6 protein-coding genes are annotated in these 18,891 nt (G+C 35.4%); 1 reads left to right on the top strand and 5 read right to left on the bottom strand.

What is annotated here, in order from left to right; all coding sequences use genetic code 11:
- Nucleotides 1–35: 35 nt before the first annotated feature.
- Nucleotides 36–758 carry a hypothetical protein gene (locus MHN29_RS04735; RefSeq protein WP_235274472.1) on the top strand — a complete coding sequence of 241 codons (723 nt, stop codon included), beginning with the start codon at nucleotides 36–38 and terminating at the stop codon, nucleotides 756–758.
- A gap of 294 nt (nucleotides 759–1,052) precedes the next feature.
- On the opposite strand, the gene MHN29_RS04730 is transcribed toward MHN29_RS04735, so the two are convergent.
- The 5 genes from MHN29_RS04730 to MHN29_RS04710 form a co-directional block, all read right to left on the bottom strand.
- A complete protein-coding gene (locus tag MHN29_RS04730; RefSeq protein WP_235274473.1) occupies nucleotides 1,053–2,915 on the bottom strand; it encodes an ABC-F family ATP-binding cassette domain-containing protein in 1,863 nt (620 codons plus the stop codon).
- 75 nt (nucleotides 2,916–2,990) lie between these two features.
- Nucleotides 2,991–7,001: a M4 family metallopeptidase gene (locus MHN29_RS04725; protein ID WP_235274474.1), complete on the bottom strand. Its 4,011-nt coding sequence runs from the start codon at nucleotides 6,999–7,001 to the stop codon at nucleotides 2,991–2,993.
- 192 nt (nucleotides 7,002–7,193) lie between these two features.
- A complete protein-coding gene (locus tag MHN29_RS04720) occupies nucleotides 7,194–10,676 on the bottom strand; it encodes a M4 family metallopeptidase (protein ID WP_235274475.1) in 3,483 nt (1,160 codons plus the stop codon).
- 208 nt (nucleotides 10,677–10,884) lie between these two features.
- Nucleotides 10,885–14,295, bottom strand: coding sequence for a GEVED domain-containing protein (locus MHN29_RS04715; RefSeq protein WP_235274476.1), 3,411 nt, complete (start codon nucleotides 14,293–14,295; stop codon nucleotides 10,885–10,887).
- Between the two features lie 241 nt (nucleotides 14,296–14,536).
- Nucleotides 14,537–18,820 (bottom strand): GEVED domain-containing protein, encoded by a 4,284-nt coding sequence (locus MHN29_RS04710; RefSeq protein WP_235274477.1) that lies wholly within the window; start codon nucleotides 18,818–18,820, stop codon nucleotides 14,537–14,539.
- Between the last annotated feature and the right edge of the window lie 71 nt (nucleotides 18,821–18,891).

Below are 18,891 nucleotides of genomic sequence, written 5' to 3'. Positions count from 1 at the left end.
ACAACGTATAAAACTTACTTTAAAAATCATCAAAAATGAGCAAGCAATATGAAACAGGAAATGCCAAAAATGTAGCAAACTTACAAAAGCTAATAGAGCACATAAGTTTATACACCAACTACAATCCACCAGTAGAAAGTCTCACCGTAGAAAATTTAAATCTACTCTATGCAAATGCGCTCAATGCAATAACAGAGGCAGAAGAAAAACGAAATGCAAAGAAAAACGCCATTTCAGTACGACAAGAAAAATACAATACCCTAAAGAAAACCTCAACAAGGGTAATTAACCAATTAGAAATTTTAGGGCTTACAGAAGGAATACTAGCACAAGCAAAACATTTAAATAAACTCATACAAGGAAATACAAAGAAAAAGAAACAAATAGACGAAGCAACAGGAGAAGAAAAGAAAACAATATCAACATCAAGGCAATCCTACACCCAATTAGCAGACAATTTTGCAAAACTTATACAACTGCTAACAACCATAACAGCCTATAACCCAAACTTAGAAGAATTAAAATTAGAAAGCTTAAACGATTACCATGCTTCATTAGTAGAAAGCACCAAAAAAGTAGATCAAACAGAAGCGGCATTCAGTTCTAAGCTAATAGAAAGAAATGCAATACTATACAAAGGTGATGCAAGCTTATATACAACAGTACAAAATGTAAAAAAATATGTCAAAAGTATTTATGGAGCCAAGTCACCAGAATATCAAAACATATCAAAAATTAAATTCATAGTAAACCTATAAAAAACAGGTCATCGGTTTTATAAAACTACCAATCTAATTGAATATTCTTGTGTCCTAAAGTATAAAACAAGTGGTCGGTTTTATAAAACTGCCACCCCAATTGAATATTCTTGCGTCCTAAAGTATAAAACAAGCGGTCGGTTTTATAAAACTGCCACCCCAATTGAATATTCTTGCGTCCTAAAGTATAAAACAAGCGGTCGGTTTTATAAAACTGCTAATCCAATTGAATATTCTTGTATCCTAAAGTATAAAACAAGCAACCTAAAACAAAAACCAAAAGAAAAGGAAGAACTACTCCCCTTCCAATTTCATAGAAAGTTCAAACCAGCGTTCTTCCTTTTCTTCAATACTTTCAATAATATCTTGAAGCTCTTTAGATTTTTCATTAATCTCATCGGCAGAAAACTCAACATTCATAAACTTCTCTTCAAGAGCAGCCTTTTTCTTTTGCAATCTATCAATGTCTTTTTCAAGTAAGCCCCATTCGCGTTTCTCATTATAGCTTAAAACACCCTTTTTAGGAGTTTTAACAGGAGCAACCACTTCTTGCTTTACTTCCTTCTCTTCTTTAGGCTTAGAGTCCTCATAAGCTCTAAAATCAGAATAATTACCAGGAAAGTTGTCAACAGCACCCTCACCTCTAAACACAAATAGGTTATCAACAATCTTATCCATAAAATATCGATCGTGAGAAACCACAATCAAGTTACCAGGATAATCCAATAAAAAGTTCTCTAAAACATTCAACGTAACTACATCCAAATCGTTCGTAGGCTCATCCAAAATCAAAAAGTTCGGATTCTGAATCAACACTGCACATAAGTACAAACGCTTTTGCTCACCTCCACTCAATTTTTCAACAAAGTCGTGCTGCTTTTTACGGTCAAACAAAAAGCGTTCAAGAAGTTGTCCAGCAGAAATCTTACGACCCTTACTCAACGGAATATATTCACCAAACTCCTTAATAACTTCAATAACCTTTTGCCCTTCTTTTATTACAATCCCTTTTTGAGTATAGTAACCAAACTTAACCGTTTCACCAACAACAACTTTACCACCATCTAACGGAATAGCACCAGTTAACATATTTAAAAAAGAAGATTTACCAGTACCATTTTTACCAATAACACCAATACGCTCACCACGTTTAAATACATAGTCAAAACCATCTAAGATAACTTTATCACCAAACGATTTTTTCATCTTATGAAGCTCTACAATTTTACTACCTAAACGCTCCATGTTAATCTCTAATTGAACTTCATGCTCAGTTCTACGCTTATGCGCTTTCTTCTTAATCTCAAAAAAGTCATCAATACGAGATTTAGACTTCGTAGTACGAGCTTTTGGCTGACGACGCATCCAATCCAACTCCTTTTTAAATAAACTTTTAGCCTTACTCAAATTGGTAGCTTCTAAGGCCAAACGTTCTTCTTTGTTTTGTAAGTAATACGAGTAATTTCCTTTGTATTTATACAACTGACCATTGTCAAGCTCAATAATTTCATTACACACACGCTCTAAAAAGTAACGGTCGTGCGTAACCATAAACAAAGTAATCTTCTCTTTAGCAAAAAAAGCTTCCAACCATTCAATCATTTCCAAATCTAAATGGTTTGTAGGCTCATCTAAAATAAGTAAGTCCGGTTTCTGAATTAAAACAAGAGCCAACGACAAACGTTTTTTCTGACCACCCGAAAGCAAACCAACCTTTTGCTGTAAATTATCCAGCTTTAACTTCGATAAAATTTGCTTGTATTGCGTTTCAAAATCCCAGGCATTATGTTGTTCCATCAATTCAAAAGCTTCTTGATAAGCCTCCGTATTATCCGGATTCTCCAAAGCCTTTTCATACTGCTTAATAATGTCTAAAACTTTATTATCTGTAGAAGAAATAGTCTCTTCAATAGATAAAGATGGATCTAATTTATCGTCTTGCGATAAATAGGCAATATCAATACCTTTTCTGCTCACTACCTGTCCAGTATCTGACTCATCAACACCAGCAACAATATTTAAAATAGAAGTTTTACCACTACCATTTTTCGCAACAAAAGCTATCTTTTGATCTTTGTTAATTCCAAAAGAAATGTCTTGAAACAATATTTTTTCGCCATATGCTTTCGATATGTTTTCTACAGATAGGTAATTCATTTGCTAAAATTTATGCAAAGAAACAAAAACCCAAGCAAAAGCTTGGGTTTTCTATCAGATAATAAGTACAACTTATTATTTCTTCATCAATTTAGTTTTAAATAATTTTTCACCATTAGAAACCTCAATAAAATACATACCAGTATTCAAACTAGAAATGTTAATACGAGAAGAGTTCAAATCACCAAATAACACAACTTTCCCAATACTATTTATAATTCTATAATGCATCATTTTACCAGTATCTGGAAGTTTAACCTGAATTTCATTAGTTCCAGGATTAGGATATACTAACATTTTAGAAATAGCATCCTCCTGAGGAGTACCGTCAAGTCCAACAATAAAACCACCAGAACCAATCTTAACAGAATAGTCTTCAACTTCTCCACTAGAAAAAGAACCACAAGGATTAGGCTCTCTATTATGGCGCATAGCAACACGCATTCTCGTTTTACCAGATTTAGCCGAATGTGGAATAGAGAAACTAGTAGAACGATTACCTTGCTGACTAGAAGCATTGGTCATAATACGTTCGTTATTATCAAAATAACCATTTTGGTTAAAGTCAATCCAAACAGCAAAAAACATCGTAGGTCTGTTATTACTACTAGCATAGCCAGCACTTACTGTAATTAAAGAACTACCGCCTTTACTAAGATTTCCAACCTTGTTTGTAAAGTTAGCGTAACCACCATTAGAACCAGAAGATTTAGACATACCACCTACAGCAACATAATCAATCCAAGCAGTGCTTGTACTATTACCTTGAGCAGAACAATAGGTCGGACCATTATCCACTGTTTTAAATGTAACAGTAGCAGTAGCAGAAATGTTACCAGCCGCATCTTTAGCCTTTACAGAATACGTATAAGAAGTACCCGCAGATAAACCAGACAAAGCAAAAGAAGTATTTGTGGTAGAACTTACTAAAGTAGCACCTCTAAAAACATCATAACCAACAACACCAACATTATCAATAGAAGGATTCCAATTTAAGCTAGCTTTCGTTTTAGTAATGCCAGAAGCTGTTAAGTTTCCAGGTTTAGAAGGAGCTTCCGTATCACCTAAAGTAGCAAAAGAAACATCAGTCTTAGCTGAAACATTACCAACAGCATCTCTAGCACTTACAGAATAGGTATACGAAGAATCCAAAGTTAAACCACTAAGGTCAATAGAAGTATTCGTAACAGAGCTTACCAAGTCAGTACCTAAATAAACATCATAACCAACAACACCAACATTATCCGTAGAAGCGTCCCAACTTAAAGTAGCAGAAGACATCGTAATATTAGAAGCCACTACATTTAAAGGAACACTAGGAGCTTCCGTATCGTTTAAGGTCATAAACGTAAGTTCAACAGCAGTAGAAGAATTACCCGCAGCATCTTTAGCGCTTACAGAATAGGTATACGAAGTATTCATATTCAAACCACTAACAGCAATAGAAGTATTTGCAGTAGATTCAACCAAAGTAGTACCTTGGTAAACATCGTAGCCAACAACACCAACATTATCAGTAGCAGCATCCCAACTTAAAGTAGCAGACGACAACGTAACATCGCTAGCCATAAAATTCGTAGGAACTGTAGGAGCTTCTGTATCGGCAGACACAGCAGTAATTACCACCGTATAATCCTCAACTTCACCATATGAAAATAACTTTTCACAAGCAGTAGGCGTAGCATCATATTTCATAACAACACGCATACGAGTAGCCCCTAAAGAAGCATCCGTAGGAACCGTAAACGTACCACTAACAGGAGTTTCATTCGATTTATCTTTAGTCCAAACCGTTTCACCAGGATCAGAAAAGTCACCGTCTTGGTTGTAATCAATCCAAACACCATAACCTTCTTCATATTCAGTAGCACGCCATACAGGAGTAACTGTAATAGTTTGAGAACTACCTCTAGCTAAATCAGTAGAAAGATCGGTATGATCTGTATAACCACTACCTTTAGGAGTCGTATTATCAATACTACCAATTTGAACTCTACCAATATATTCATCGTCAACATTATTCCCTTCAGAAATACAGTAACGCAAAGGAGGAGTACCCGTAGTAGTAACACTTAGCGTAGCAAGTTTACCGCTACCACCATCAGTACAATTCGCTTTAATAGTACAAACATAAACAGTACCAGGATCTAAATTAGGAACCGCTAAAGAAGTACCAGTAACCGTAAATTCCCCAGGGTTTGTAACCCCATCAATAGTACCATTAATATCAATAGTATAAGACATCGCGCTAGGAACAGCATCCCATGATAAAGAGAAAGCGGCATCAGAAATACTAGAAGAAACAAAGTTATCAGGAGCATCTAAGAAACAAAGTTCTCCAACGCCTACAGCATACCAAGCATTAATAACCGAAATAACTTCAGCACTATCTTCACCATACAAATCAGAAGCAGCAATAATAGCCCCTTCTCTAGCATCGGCAAAAGTAGAATTCTCCGATAAGTAATTCGCTTCCAAACGGTACGAAATCTTAGCAGCTTTTGTCATACCAATACCAGCAACATTAAAATTGTTACCAATATCGTTTGTACCAGAACCACCAACCGTAAGCAAGTAGAACCAATAATTTAAAACACCAGAATTGGTGTGTACACCACAATAATCGTTAAATTGATTAGGAAAAGCACAGTTAGGGTCTTTCCAATAAGAACCACCATAAGTATCAGGCTGACTTCTTTCATTAGGATTACTCATAGAACGCAAAGCAACAGCACCAGCTCTTCTATCAATTTCATCACCAATTAACCATACCGCAGGATCAGGAGCCATATCGTTACCATTACCTTTCGCAAAATGTTCAACAGCAGCACCCCAAATATCAGAAAAACCTTCATTCAAAGCACCAGATTCACGTTGATAAGCTAAATCGGCAGTACTCGTACATACAGCATGTCCAATTTCATGAGCAGCGACGTCAATAGAAGTCAAAGCGTCAAAACGACCATTACCTTCCGCACCATTAGAAGAACCATCACCGTACGACATTACCGAACCATTCCAAAAGGCATTGTCATAATTCGTACCAACATGCACATAACTACGAATAGCAGCACCATTGTCGTCAAAACTATTTCTATTATGCTCAGCTTGAAAATAATCATAGGTCATCATAGCACCCCAATGCGCATCTAAAGCAGCATTGTCTTTATTCGCACTATGCTCGGCCGTAGTCCAATTGTTATCATTATCGGTAAACTCCGTATAATTGTTAACATAAGGATAACCAGAAGCAGGCTGATTATTGGCATTTCGAGTATACACTTTCCTAGATTCATCATTCAAGCTAAATACGCCACCATCATTTCTAGTTTCAATAGAACGAGTGCCGCTATAACGAGTCTGAGCAGAACCAGCAACAAGCATTGACTCAAAACTTTCTTTAGCATGTTCATGAGAAACATGAGAAACCTCACCTACATGACCAAAATTGTCGGCGTGCTTAATAATAGGATTAAAAAATAAAGCTTTACCTGTATGCGCATCAATATACAAGTAACCTCTGCTCAAAGGCTTGGTAGCAAAAATGTCAAACTTGTATGCTAATTTAGGGGCATCAGTACGTATAACTTCTCTAGGTAAAATAACCAATTCACCTTCAGGTTTTTGGTAATTATCCATCTCTTTGGCAGCTTTTGGAAACTCCCAAAGGTATTTTTCAGCGCCAGTATGATCCAACGCTTTTTGAAAGGCTTGTTTATTAGATAGCTTAGGAATAACATTCACTTTACCAACATCATAAAATTGACCATTCATAGTTTTCAATCTGCCATTTTTAGCATGTGCTGTATAGGTGGCAAATTCAACTTTAAGACCCTTAAATTTTTGTTGAAATTTCTTGTGAGTAAAACCGAGGTCATCACGTTTCTCCTTTACTTTTACCAAACCATCGTTGGAGGAGAGTTGAAGTTTTTTTCTAAGAATTTCGGGGGCTTTTTCTAAAGATGATTTAGAAGATTCAACCATCTTGATTCGCTTTAGACTTCTACTTTCTTGTGCTGTGGTTGTTAAGAAACCAGCGAGCATGAAAGATGCTAAAAACACATTTTTAATACAATTGTGTTTCATTGTTCCGGGGGGTTTTGATTAATAAAAAATATGTGAAAAACAAAATTTAAGACATAAAAAGTCTTAAATTTTTATTCTTCACTCAATAAATGTATTAAAAAAATAATTTTTCAACAACGAAAAAAAACGAAAAAAGCCAGAACAAAATTTCGTTCTGGCTTTCCCATATTGCAAGTAAGGTTTTACCCTTTTTTACTCTTTCATTAATTTAGTCTTCAATATTTTTTGACCATCATTAACCTCTAAAATATAAATTCCAGTATTCAATTTAGAAACATTAATTTCAGAAGAAGATAAACGACCAACTTGAACAATTTTCCCAATCGTATTTACAATTCTGTAAGACATATTATTAGCCTCAGAAGACAACTTAATTTGAATCGTATTTTTAGCAGGATTCGGATAAGTCATTAAATTAGAAATAGCATTAGTTCTAATAGTTTCACCAACGATATTAGTATCTACAATACCAACACTAGAAGCAGTAATATTTACTGTATAATCTTCAACCTCACCGTCACCTAAATTAGCCTCACAAGCAGTTGGTGCTGAATTATATTTCATAGAAACACGCATTCTAGTTGCTCCTAATTTAGCACCAGCAGGTACTGTTATATTAGTTGTTCTATTACCAGCAGTGGTAGAATTACCAGAAGTAACCTGTTCGCCACTATCAGAAAAATCACCGTCACCATTAAAGTCAATCCATACAACAAAATATTCGTTATAAGCACTTCCGCTAAAACCAGCACTTACTACTAACTGACTTGTACTACCTTGAGCTACAGTAGCAACTTTAGAAGTAAAATCGCCATAACCACCGTTCGCACCCGTAGAATTAGTCATTCCACCAAAAGCAACATAATCAATCCATTCGTAAGTAACACGAGTACCTTTAGAATCACAATAAGAAACTTGGTTATCTAAAGTAGTAACGTTAACAACATTACTAGCAGCCGATTCATTACCAGCAGCATCTTTAGCTTTTACAGAAAAAGAATATCCAGTAGCAGCAGTTAATCCAGTTACATTATAAGAAGTAGCCGTAGTAGTCGACCCAATTACAGTAGTACCTTGATATACATCATAACCCGTTACACCTACATTATCAGTAGAAGCAGACCAATTTAACGTTAAGGTAGTTTGAGCAACATTAGTAGCAGCCAAACTACTAGGAGCAGTTGGAGCAGTAGTATCGGCTTGACCAGCACCAATAACAACTGTATAATCTTCAACCTCACCATATTGAATAGAAGCTTCACAGGCAGTTGGAGTAGCATTATATTTCATAACAACACGCATTCTCGTTGCACCATTAGTAGCCGAAGCAGGAACCGTAAAAGTTCCACTCACAGGAGTAGTTTTCGATTTAGCTTTCGTCCAAACCGTTTCACCAGCATCAGAAAAATCACCATCTTGGTTATAATCAATCCAAACACCATAACCTTCATCATAAACAGTACCAGTCCATTTAGGAGTAATCGTAATTGTGTTAGAATCACCTTTCGTTAAATTCGTAGAAATGGAAGTATGATCAGAGTATCCATTACCACCTGTAGATGTATTATTAATAGAACCTAATTCAACTTTTTGAATATATTCATCACTAACATTCGCACCTTTAGAGGTACAATACACTAGAGGAGCAGTACCCGTAGTTGTTACAGAAACATTCGCAGCAGTACCACTACCATTAGCAGAACAGTTAGCAGTTACCGTACATGCATATTCAGTACCAGGATTTAAACCTGTAATAACCTGCGAAGTAGTAGTTACTGTAGTAGAAGTACCATTTGCAGTTACTGTATATGATACAGCACCAGAAACAGCAGTCCACGACAATGTAAATCCGTTATCATTAATACTGCTTCCAGCAAAATTAGCAGGGGCAGCCAAAGCACATGGCTCAGAATAAGCATCACCTACACCAACAGCGTGCCAAGCATTGGTAACAGATTTAACCTCATTACTATTAGCACCATACAAATCAGTAGCAGCCGTAATAGCACCAGTTCTTGCATTTGCAAAAGTAGAATTAGCAGATAAGTAATTCACTTCTAAACGATACGATATTTTAGCAGCTTTCTCCATACCAATACCAGTAACGTTATAAGCATTATTAATATCGTTCGTACCAGAACCACCTACGGTTAATAAGTAAAACCAATAATTTAAAACACCAGAATTCGTGTGAACACCACAATAATCATTGGCACGAGTAGGAACACCACAATTAGGTTCTTTCCAATAAGTACCACCATAAGTATCAGGCTGATTTCTTTCGTTAGGATTGCTCATAGAACGCAATGCAACAGCACCAACTCTTCTATCAATTTCATCACCAATAAGCCATACAGCGTTACTAGGAGCAGTGTCACTACCATTTCCTTTCGCAAAATGCTCAACAGCAGCACCCCAAATATCAGAAAAACCTTCATTTAAAGCACCAGATTCTCTTTGGTAAGCTAAATTAGCTGTATTAGAACAAACAGCGTGACCAATTTCGTGCGCAGCAACATCGATAGAAGTTAAGGCATCAAAATTACCATTACCTTCTTGCCCATTAGAAGAACCATCACCATAAGTCATTACCGAACCATTCCAAAAAGCATTATCATATCCAGCACCACCAGCAATATTATCGTAATGCACATAACTATTAATAGCAGCACCAGAACCATTAAAACTATTTCTATTATGTTTATTTTGAAAATAGTCATAAGTCATCATAGCACCCCAGTGAGCATCTAAGGCAGCATTGTCTTTAGCGGCATTGTCAAATTCAGCAGCAGTCCAATTGTTATCAGCATCCGTAAAATTAGTAGAAGGATAACTTGGCTGGCCACCACTATTATAAGTATTTACACCATTACCTCTAGTATTATCACGTAAAGCATAAGTACTTCCAATAATTCTAGTTGTAATAGAACGTGTACCACTATATCGAGTAGCAGCATTACCAGTAGCTAAAGTTTCAATAAATTTAGCACCAATATCGTGGCTCACAGCGCCTAAATGTTCAGAAGAATGAGCATGCTCATCTAAATGCTTAATAGTAGCGTTAAAAAATAAAACCTCACCAGTATGAGCATCAATATACAAGTCACCTCTACTCAAAGGTTTCGTAGCATAAATATCAAACTTGTATGCTAATCTAGCAGTTTTAGTACCAATAACCTCTCTAGGAAGAATAAGTAATTCACCTTCGGGTTTTTTATAATTACCTAAAGCTTTCGCTTCTTTAGGAAGTTCCCATAAATATTGTTGGGCGCCAGTATGAGCAATAGCTCTGTTAAAAGCAGAATTCTTAGATAAGTTCGGTTTTACATTTACCTTACCTACATCGTAAAATTCACCATTCATCGTTTGCAACACGCTGTTTTTAGCATGAGCAGAGTACGTTCCAAATTCGACTTTTAAACCTTTAAATTTTTGTTGAAATTTTTCATGAGTAAATCCTAAGTTATCTACTTCAGATTTAATTTTTTGTAAGTTGTCATTCGGGGATAATTCTAATTTTTTCCTGATGATATCAGGCGCTTGCTGTAAAGAGATTTTTGAAGATTTCTCGAGCTTAATATGTTTTAATCCTCTATTATCTTGGGCGGTTACCGTAGCAATTCCAGCCAATAATAAAGAAGATAAAAACACATTTTTTAAATAATTGTGCTTCATCGTTTGAAGGGTTTAAGTTAGTTAATTGGGGTGTAATGATAAATATCTTAAATAAGATAGAAATAGCATTACACAACATAAATATAACAAACAAAAAACTCACAAACAACTGATTGTCAATTAAATAAATAATTTAAAAAGAAAAAATCCGCTAAACCCAATAGACATTGGATTTAACGGATTTAATGAGTTTATAAATTTAAAACATTTATTTCTTCATCAACTTGGTCTTTAATAATTTTTGACCATCATTAACTTCTAAAATATACATTCCAGTATTTAAATCAGATACATTAATGTTAGGTGAAGTTAATTTACCTGCTTGCACAACTTTACCTATAGTGTTTACAATTCTATAGCTAACAGCATCAGCTTTAGAAGCTAATTTAACTTGTACATTGTTAATAGCAGGGTTAGGATATGCTAATAACTCAGATATATTATTATTTCTTATAGTTTCTCCTGGTACGTCAGCAAAAATAGCATTGAAACTAGAAGAAGAAGCACCAGTAATGTTTACAGTATAATCTTCAACCTCACCATCTCCTAAGTTAGCCTCACAAGCAGTTGGTGCAGAGTTATACTTCATAGAAACACGCATTCTTGTTTGACCAATTTTAGCAGTTGCAGGAATGGTAACATTAGCAGTTCTATTTCCAGAACTAGTTGAGTTTCCAGAAGCTACTTGCTCTCCACTATCAGCGAAATCACCGTCACCGTTAAAGTCAATCCAAATTACAAAGTATTCGTTATAAGCACTTCCGCTAAATCCAGCACTTACTACTAATTGATTTGTACTACCTTGAGCAACATTAGCTACTTTAGACGTAAAGTCACCATAACCACCGTTAGCACCAGTAGAATTAGTCATTCCACCAAATGATACATAATCAATCCACTCATAAGTAACACGAGTACCTTTAGAAGCACAATAAGAAACAGCATTCGATAAAGTAGTTACATTTACTACATTACTAGAAGCAGACTCATTACCAGCAGCATCCTTAGCTTTTACAGAGAACGTATAAGCAGTAGCAGCAGTTAATCCAGTTACATTATAAGTAGTAGCAGAAGTAGTCGATCCAATCTTAGTAGAACCTCTAAATACATTATATCCAGTTACACCTACATTATCAGTAGAAGCAGACCAGTTTAAAGTTAAAGTAGTTTGAGTTACACTTGCAGCTGCTAAACTACTAGGAGCACTTGGTGCAGTAGTATCAGCAGAACCAGCTTGAACATTTACCGTATAATCTTCAACCTCACCGTCAAAATTAGTCTGACAAGAAGTTGGGTTAGCATTGTAACGAGCAGAAACTCTCATTCGAGTAGCACCCACAGCAGCGTTCGCAGGAACAGCTACAGCTTTAGTTGGTAACGCACCATTAGATACATTACTTATATTACCTAAGTCAATAGTTTCACCAGCATCGGCAAAGTCACCATCACGGTTCCAGTCAATCCAAGCAATAGCATCAACTCTATAGTTACCATCTGTATTTACATTAACTGTAAGATTCACATTAGATGATTGAGATACAGTAGTACTCATACTTGTAAAGTCTTCATATCCTTTATCTTTAGCAGTACCATCAGCATTATCAATAGATCCAAAACGAACTCTAGTTACACCAGTAGCATACGAAGTATTACCACTAGAAGTACAATAGTTAATTTGAACAGCAGTAGTTGTAAAGTTTACAGAAGAACTGTAATTAGAATTTCCAGAAGAACACTTAGAACGAACTTGCACTTCATATTGAGTAGAAGCCGATAAACCACTTAAAGTAGTAGACGTAGAAGATACAGCGTTAGTAGTCCAAGAAGAAGTACCTACTTGACGGTAACGTACATCATAAGTAGCACCAGGAACAGCAGTCCAAGAAACAGAAGCTCCAGAAGCAGTTACAGAACCAGTAGAAACACCAGTTGGTACAGTAGCATTACATACTACAGGAGTACCAGTAATACCAGTTACAATTAAAGAATAGTTTTGGCTACCACCAGTTAAAGAACCTTTGTGAGTAACAGTAATAGTATACGTTCCAGAAGCGTTAGCAACATCAACTCTTTCATAAGGGTCAACATTGTTATCTCTCTTAGCAGAAGTAGTTGGACCTGTTAACTCATAAGGTAAATGAGTAGTTCCACCTTTAGATACTCTAATATCTAAATCGTTTACTAATACAGGAGTTGTAGAGTTTACAGTAGTATTAGCAGTACCAGGTCTATCAGTCCATGAAATAGAAGCTAATAAAGGGCTAGTACCATCAGAATCAACTGTAATTGTGTAGGTTTGACCAGAAGTTAAAGTTAACTCCTCAATTTTAGCTTGATTACCTTTTTTAGTAATTGTTTCAGCAGCTCTCTTGGTGTTTAATAATCCCCATCCAAAAACAGCATCAGGACCAGAAGCACCAGCATCATCAGCAGTATGTAAAGCTAAACCTTTTAAAGTTGCAGCTTTCATAAAGTTACCACTGTTTAAGTTTTTATAGTGTTGTTGTAATAATAATAACGATCCAGTTACATTAGGCGAAGCCATAGAAGTACCCGTAATAGAGTTATAAGCAGTATCACTATTATCATACGTAGAATATACACCAGTACCGTTACCAGTAATATCTGGTTTAATACGCATATCATCAGTAGGTCCCTCACTACTAGAACTGTTTATAGAAACAGAAACTAAGTTACCACTAGAATCAATATTCGCATCTTGAGCATTTGCTACTACTAAGTTGTTTTTAGAAGTAGAGTGCCCAGTTAATTTATCCCATCCAGATCCACCAGTAGGATTGTTATTAGCCGAGTTATCATTACCGTCGTTACCAGCAGCCACAACCATTAAATAGTTAGGAGCGTTAAACATAATTTGATCCCACTCACGAGATTCAGTAATATAACCACCAAAATAGTGTTGTGGTAATTGAACTTGACCAAATTGGTTTCTAAAAGCAAAACCATAAGAGTGATTTGATAAAATCATTCCATTAGATACCTCAGCAGTTGCTTCAGACTTATCATTTGTCCAATCGGCAGTTTTAGCTTTGGCATGAGGAGCCATTCCTTTAGCATTGGCAACTACACCAGATGCTACAATAGTTCCTGTTACGTGTTGTGCATGGAAACTATTACTGTTTAAAGTAGATCCATCAATAATAGATACACGATTGTTTCCACCCGCTCCATCAAATTCTTGATGCGTTAAACGAGTTCCACCACCATCCCATACATAGGCAGTCATTCCTTGACCCATTAAATTTAATCCTAATGATCCTCCAGAATGTAAATGATTGGTTCTTGTAGATTTAGCAGCATCTACATTGTAAGTAGTGTAGTAGATAGGTTTTCCATTAACAACTCTTTGAAGTTCCATAAAACTTCCATCTGGATTGTTAATTTGAGTTTCCCACCCATTTTGTTTTGCGATTCTTAAAGCTTCTTTTCTTTCAGAATCTTCTTTAGCTTTTAAAGTTTTTTGAATTCTTTGAAGTTTTCCTAAGTCATATTGACTTTTGATTTTTTCAACCTCTCTTTTGTTTTGAGCTTGCGCTTGGAAACTTAATCCCAAAATAGCACCTGCCAAGACAATACTTTTAAAGTACTTCTGTTTCATTTGAAGGGTTATTTTGATTAGTTATTTAATAGCGAAATTTAATATTAATTACTCTTAATATTTTATCATTTCGTTGGCAAATATACTAAAAAAATGAATTATTCCTAATCAAACATCAAAAACACAAAATTATATTCAAAAAACAACAATTAAAAAACCTCATAAGCCTAGTGTTTATGTAGGTTTATGAGGTTTTGAAAAAAAAGGACTTATATAAAAATATAAGTCCCTGAAAGTCAAATTATTTCTTCATTATTTTAGTTTTTAATGATTTTTGACCATCATTAACCTCTAAAATATAAATTCCAGTATTCAAATTAGAAACATCTAAATTAGAAACATCTAAATAACCAGATTGAACAACTTTCCCAGCTGTATTTACAAGTTTATAAGTCATGTTATTAGCTTTAGAAGCAATTTTAACACGAACAAAAGATTTTGCAGGGTTAGGGTACGTCATTAAATCAACCGTAGCTGTTTGATCTAAAGGATTTTCAGCAATAATTTCAGTACCTGAAGAAGAAGTTTCAGTAATGTTAACTGTGTAATCTTCAACTTCACCATCTCTAAAAGTTTCACATGGAGTAGAAGCAGCATTGTACTTCATAGAAACACGCATTCTAGTTTGACCAACTAATGCAGTAGAAGGGATACTAATATTTGCAGTTCTATTAGAAGCTGTATTAGAAGAACCTAAAAGAGTTCTTTCACTATCTTCAAAAGTACCATTTCTATCATAATCGATCCATACAGTAAAATGCTCAGTATATGCACTACTAGCAAATCCAGCACTTACAACAATTTGATTCGTGCTCCCTTTAGCAACAGTAGCAACTTTAGAAGTAAAGTCACCATAACCACCATTAGCAGCAGTAGTATTCGTCATACCTCCAAAAGCAACATAATCAATCCATTCATAACTAACTCTTTCACCTTTAGACTCACAATAAGTAACAACATTTGCTAAAGTAGTTACATTTACAACATTACTAGAAGCAGACTCATTACCAGCAGCATCTTTAGCTTTTACAGAGAAAGTATAAGCAGTAGCAGCAGTTAAACCAGTTACATCATAGGTAGTTGCAGAAGTAGTAGAACCTAATTTAGTAGCACCTTGATATACATCATAACCAGTAACAGCAACATTATCAGTAGCAGCAGTCCAGTTTAAAGTTAAAGTAGTTTGTGCTACACTAGCTGCAGCTAAACTACTAGGAGCAGTTGGTGCAGTAGTATCAGCCACAGCAGCCTGAACATTCACTGTATAATCTTCCACTTCACCATCAAAGTTAGTTCCACAAGAAGTAGGGTTTGTGTTATATCTAGCCGCAACTCTCATTCGAGTAGCACCAGCTTTAGCACTAGCAGGTACAGGAATAGCTTTAGTTGGTAAAGCACCATTTGGTACATTACTAATATTACCTAAATCAAAAGCTTCTCCAGCATCAGCAAAATCACCATCTTGATTCCAGTCAATCCATGCAATAACATCAATTCTATAGTTACCATCGGTATTTACAGATACTGTAAGATTCTCTGTAGAAGACTGAGAAACCGTAGTACTCATACTTGTAAAGTCTTCATAACCTTTATCTTTAGCAGGCCCATCAGCATTGTTAATAGAACCAAAAACAACTCTAGTAATTCCAGTAGCATAAGAAGTGTTACCGCTAGCATTACAGTAAGAAACTGTTTTAGCTGGTGTAGTTACACTAACAACATTACTAGCCGAAGATTCATTTCCAGCTGCATCTTTAGCTTTTACAGAAAAAGTATAAGCCGTAGAAGCAGTTAAACCAGTTACATTATAAGTAGTATTAGTAGTAGTTCCTAACTTAGTAGCACCTTGGTATACATCATAACCAGATACAGCAACATTATCAGTTGAACCTGTCCAATTTAAAGTTAAAGAAGTAGATACTACATTAGAAGCAGCCAAATTACTTGGAGCAGTAGGAGCTTGTGTATCATTTACAGCATTAGCAGTAAAAGAACCTGTAAATACTCCTCTACCATAAGTAGACGCTATAATTTTGTTTTGAGAATGATTACCATTCACATTCCAATAATCAAAAGAAGTAACACTAACATCGCTCATACCATTATAAGCTTGTGTCCAAGTTGGATTCGCTTCGTTAAAGTTTGTAGTAGACCATACTCCTAATTGAGTTGCTAAAATAGCTTCAGTTCTATCTAATGGGTTTTGTAAAATATCTCTTACAGGAATGTTTGGTAAATTACCTTCTTTATTTACCCAGTTAGTACCACCATCAGTAGTAGCCCATACATTTGTTACACCATAATTATGAATAGTAACAAAAATATCATCATCAGTAGCACCAAAACGAACAGAAGAAACCGACCCTACAAAAGGAGTAGCAACATTAGTCCAAGTAGCACTACTATTAGTAACGTTAGTTAACTTTAATAATTTACCATTAGATAAACCAACATACCAAGTATTATTAGCAAAAGGAGAAGCTCTAAAAGCAGTAGGACTTGCATCTAAAAGAGCATTTGTAATATTTCCTTTAGTATTAGAAGCTACATTAATACTTTTAATAGATTTAGAAGATGCAGAAGCATTTGATAATAAACGATTCGCTTGACTATCATATCCCATTGGATTTACGAAGTCACCTGTATTACGCTCATTTAAAATCGTAGTAGCACCACCTTGAATTCTGCTTACACCATTCCAAGGTAGGTTAAAACGATAAATAACATTGTTCGTATACGTAGCAATCATATACTGACCATCTTTATCTATAAAAGTGTAAAAACCGTCACCACCAGAAACTTCCGTAGAACTATTTACCCCTGCAACCGCATTTCTAAAACCTTGAGTACCGTTATCCTGAGCACCAGCACTAAAAATACCATCAACATCACCAACTCCATCAGGACCTATACCAGCTTTCACAAACTGAGTAACATTATAACCTCTATTTCTAACATTTAAAGAACCTCCAGAGTTTCCAGAGTAGTAAATACCTCCATCAGTACCAAATAAGATTTTAGAAGAATCGTTGTTTCCAAAAGCAATAGCATGCTGATCTGCATGAACGATAGAAACATTTAAACCAGCTAAATTGTTATTGTTAGACCACTTAGATATTTGAGACCAAGAAGTACCTCCATTTGTCGATTTAAATAAATCAATACCACCTACATAAACAATATCATCATTTGTAGGATCAGCTTCAATTACTAAGTTATAAAAAGATTGACCTCTAGTAAAATCTTTAGCAGGAATACTTAAATCAGCGTCATTAGGTAAAGAAGTAGCAGAAATCGTTGCGAAACCATTTGTAGTCTTGTAAATATGAACAGGATCAATTAGCCTATTTTGAGCATCTCTAGCTAAACCTTCAGTAAGTGCATATATCTTATTAGCATCAGTCGCAGAAGGCTCTAACTCAACTCTATTCGAATCAGTTAAAGGAGAAGCAGCAGCTTCTGTCCAAGTAGAACCGTTTGTAGAACTAAATACTCTACCTCCGCTAGTAGCACTTAACACAGACTTAATTGTACCCATCCAAATTGTATTGTTGGCACTTACTTCTAAATCGTTAGGAGTATAATAATAATCATTACCGCTAAAAGTGTACTTCATATTATCAGACTCAATTCTATTCCAGTTAGCACCACCGTCAGTAGAACGATATAAACCAGCAGATTGTAATCCCAACCAATTTTTTGGACTTGATGAATCACCATAAACATGTGATCCTACCGCTACAAATAATTCAGTAGAATTTCCATTATCCCATGCTAAAACATCGTTTACATAGTGAATACCAGAAAGAAAAACATTACTCGCATTATGGTTAATAACAGCAGTACCAGCAGCTGGTATATTAACAGCCGCCCAAGTAGTACCACCATCTGTAGTTCTATATACTCCATTTCCTACTACATCACCAGCAGTATACTGCTCACCTGTACCTACATACCAAGTATTAGAGTTTCTAGGGTCAACAGTAATAGAAGTTACCGATAAATTTCCAGGTACATTTTGAACTCTTTGCCACTGAGAATTTGAGTTACTAATATTATTATTTACCCATAAACCACCACTAACACCACCGGCATAAACACGATTGTTAGTAGCATCATTAGGGTCAAACATAATAGCTCTCGTTCTACCACCAACATTATTAGGTCCTCTTTCAACCCAAGCATTCGTACTAGTACCAGGATTCTTTTGTCCTTTTCTTTCAGCTATTAATCTATTTCTTAACTCATTTAAAGACCCATCTTCTAATTTACCAGTAGCTGGGTTAATAGTAAGACCCCACATTTGTTCGAAATATCGATTAGGAGGTAAACCATAGTTTTTTCTCTTTTTTTTGTCCCATTTCAAGGTTTCTTGATAAGGGCTGTTCTTTAAGAACTCTGCGTGTGTTTGTCGCTGTTTTTCAACATCTAGCATCTCATTTCTATCAGAGAAATGCTTATAACCTATAGACGTGACTAAGGCTATAGACAAACCACCCATTAACAACTTTAAATTGTTATTCATTTTGTAAAGGGTTTGATTGTTAATAAATTAAATTGATAAAAAAACCCGGGCGAAAGCCCGGGTCATACTTA

Origin of the sequence: Tenacibaculum sp. Cn5-46 (assembly GCF_022347705.1) — a bacterium.
Classification (GTDB): domain Bacteria; phylum Bacteroidota; class Bacteroidia; order Flavobacteriales; family Flavobacteriaceae; genus Polaribacter; species Polaribacter aiptasiae.
The sequence above is the reverse complement of the archived record's forward strand: the minus strand, read 5'-3'. Positions and strand labels throughout refer to the sequence as shown.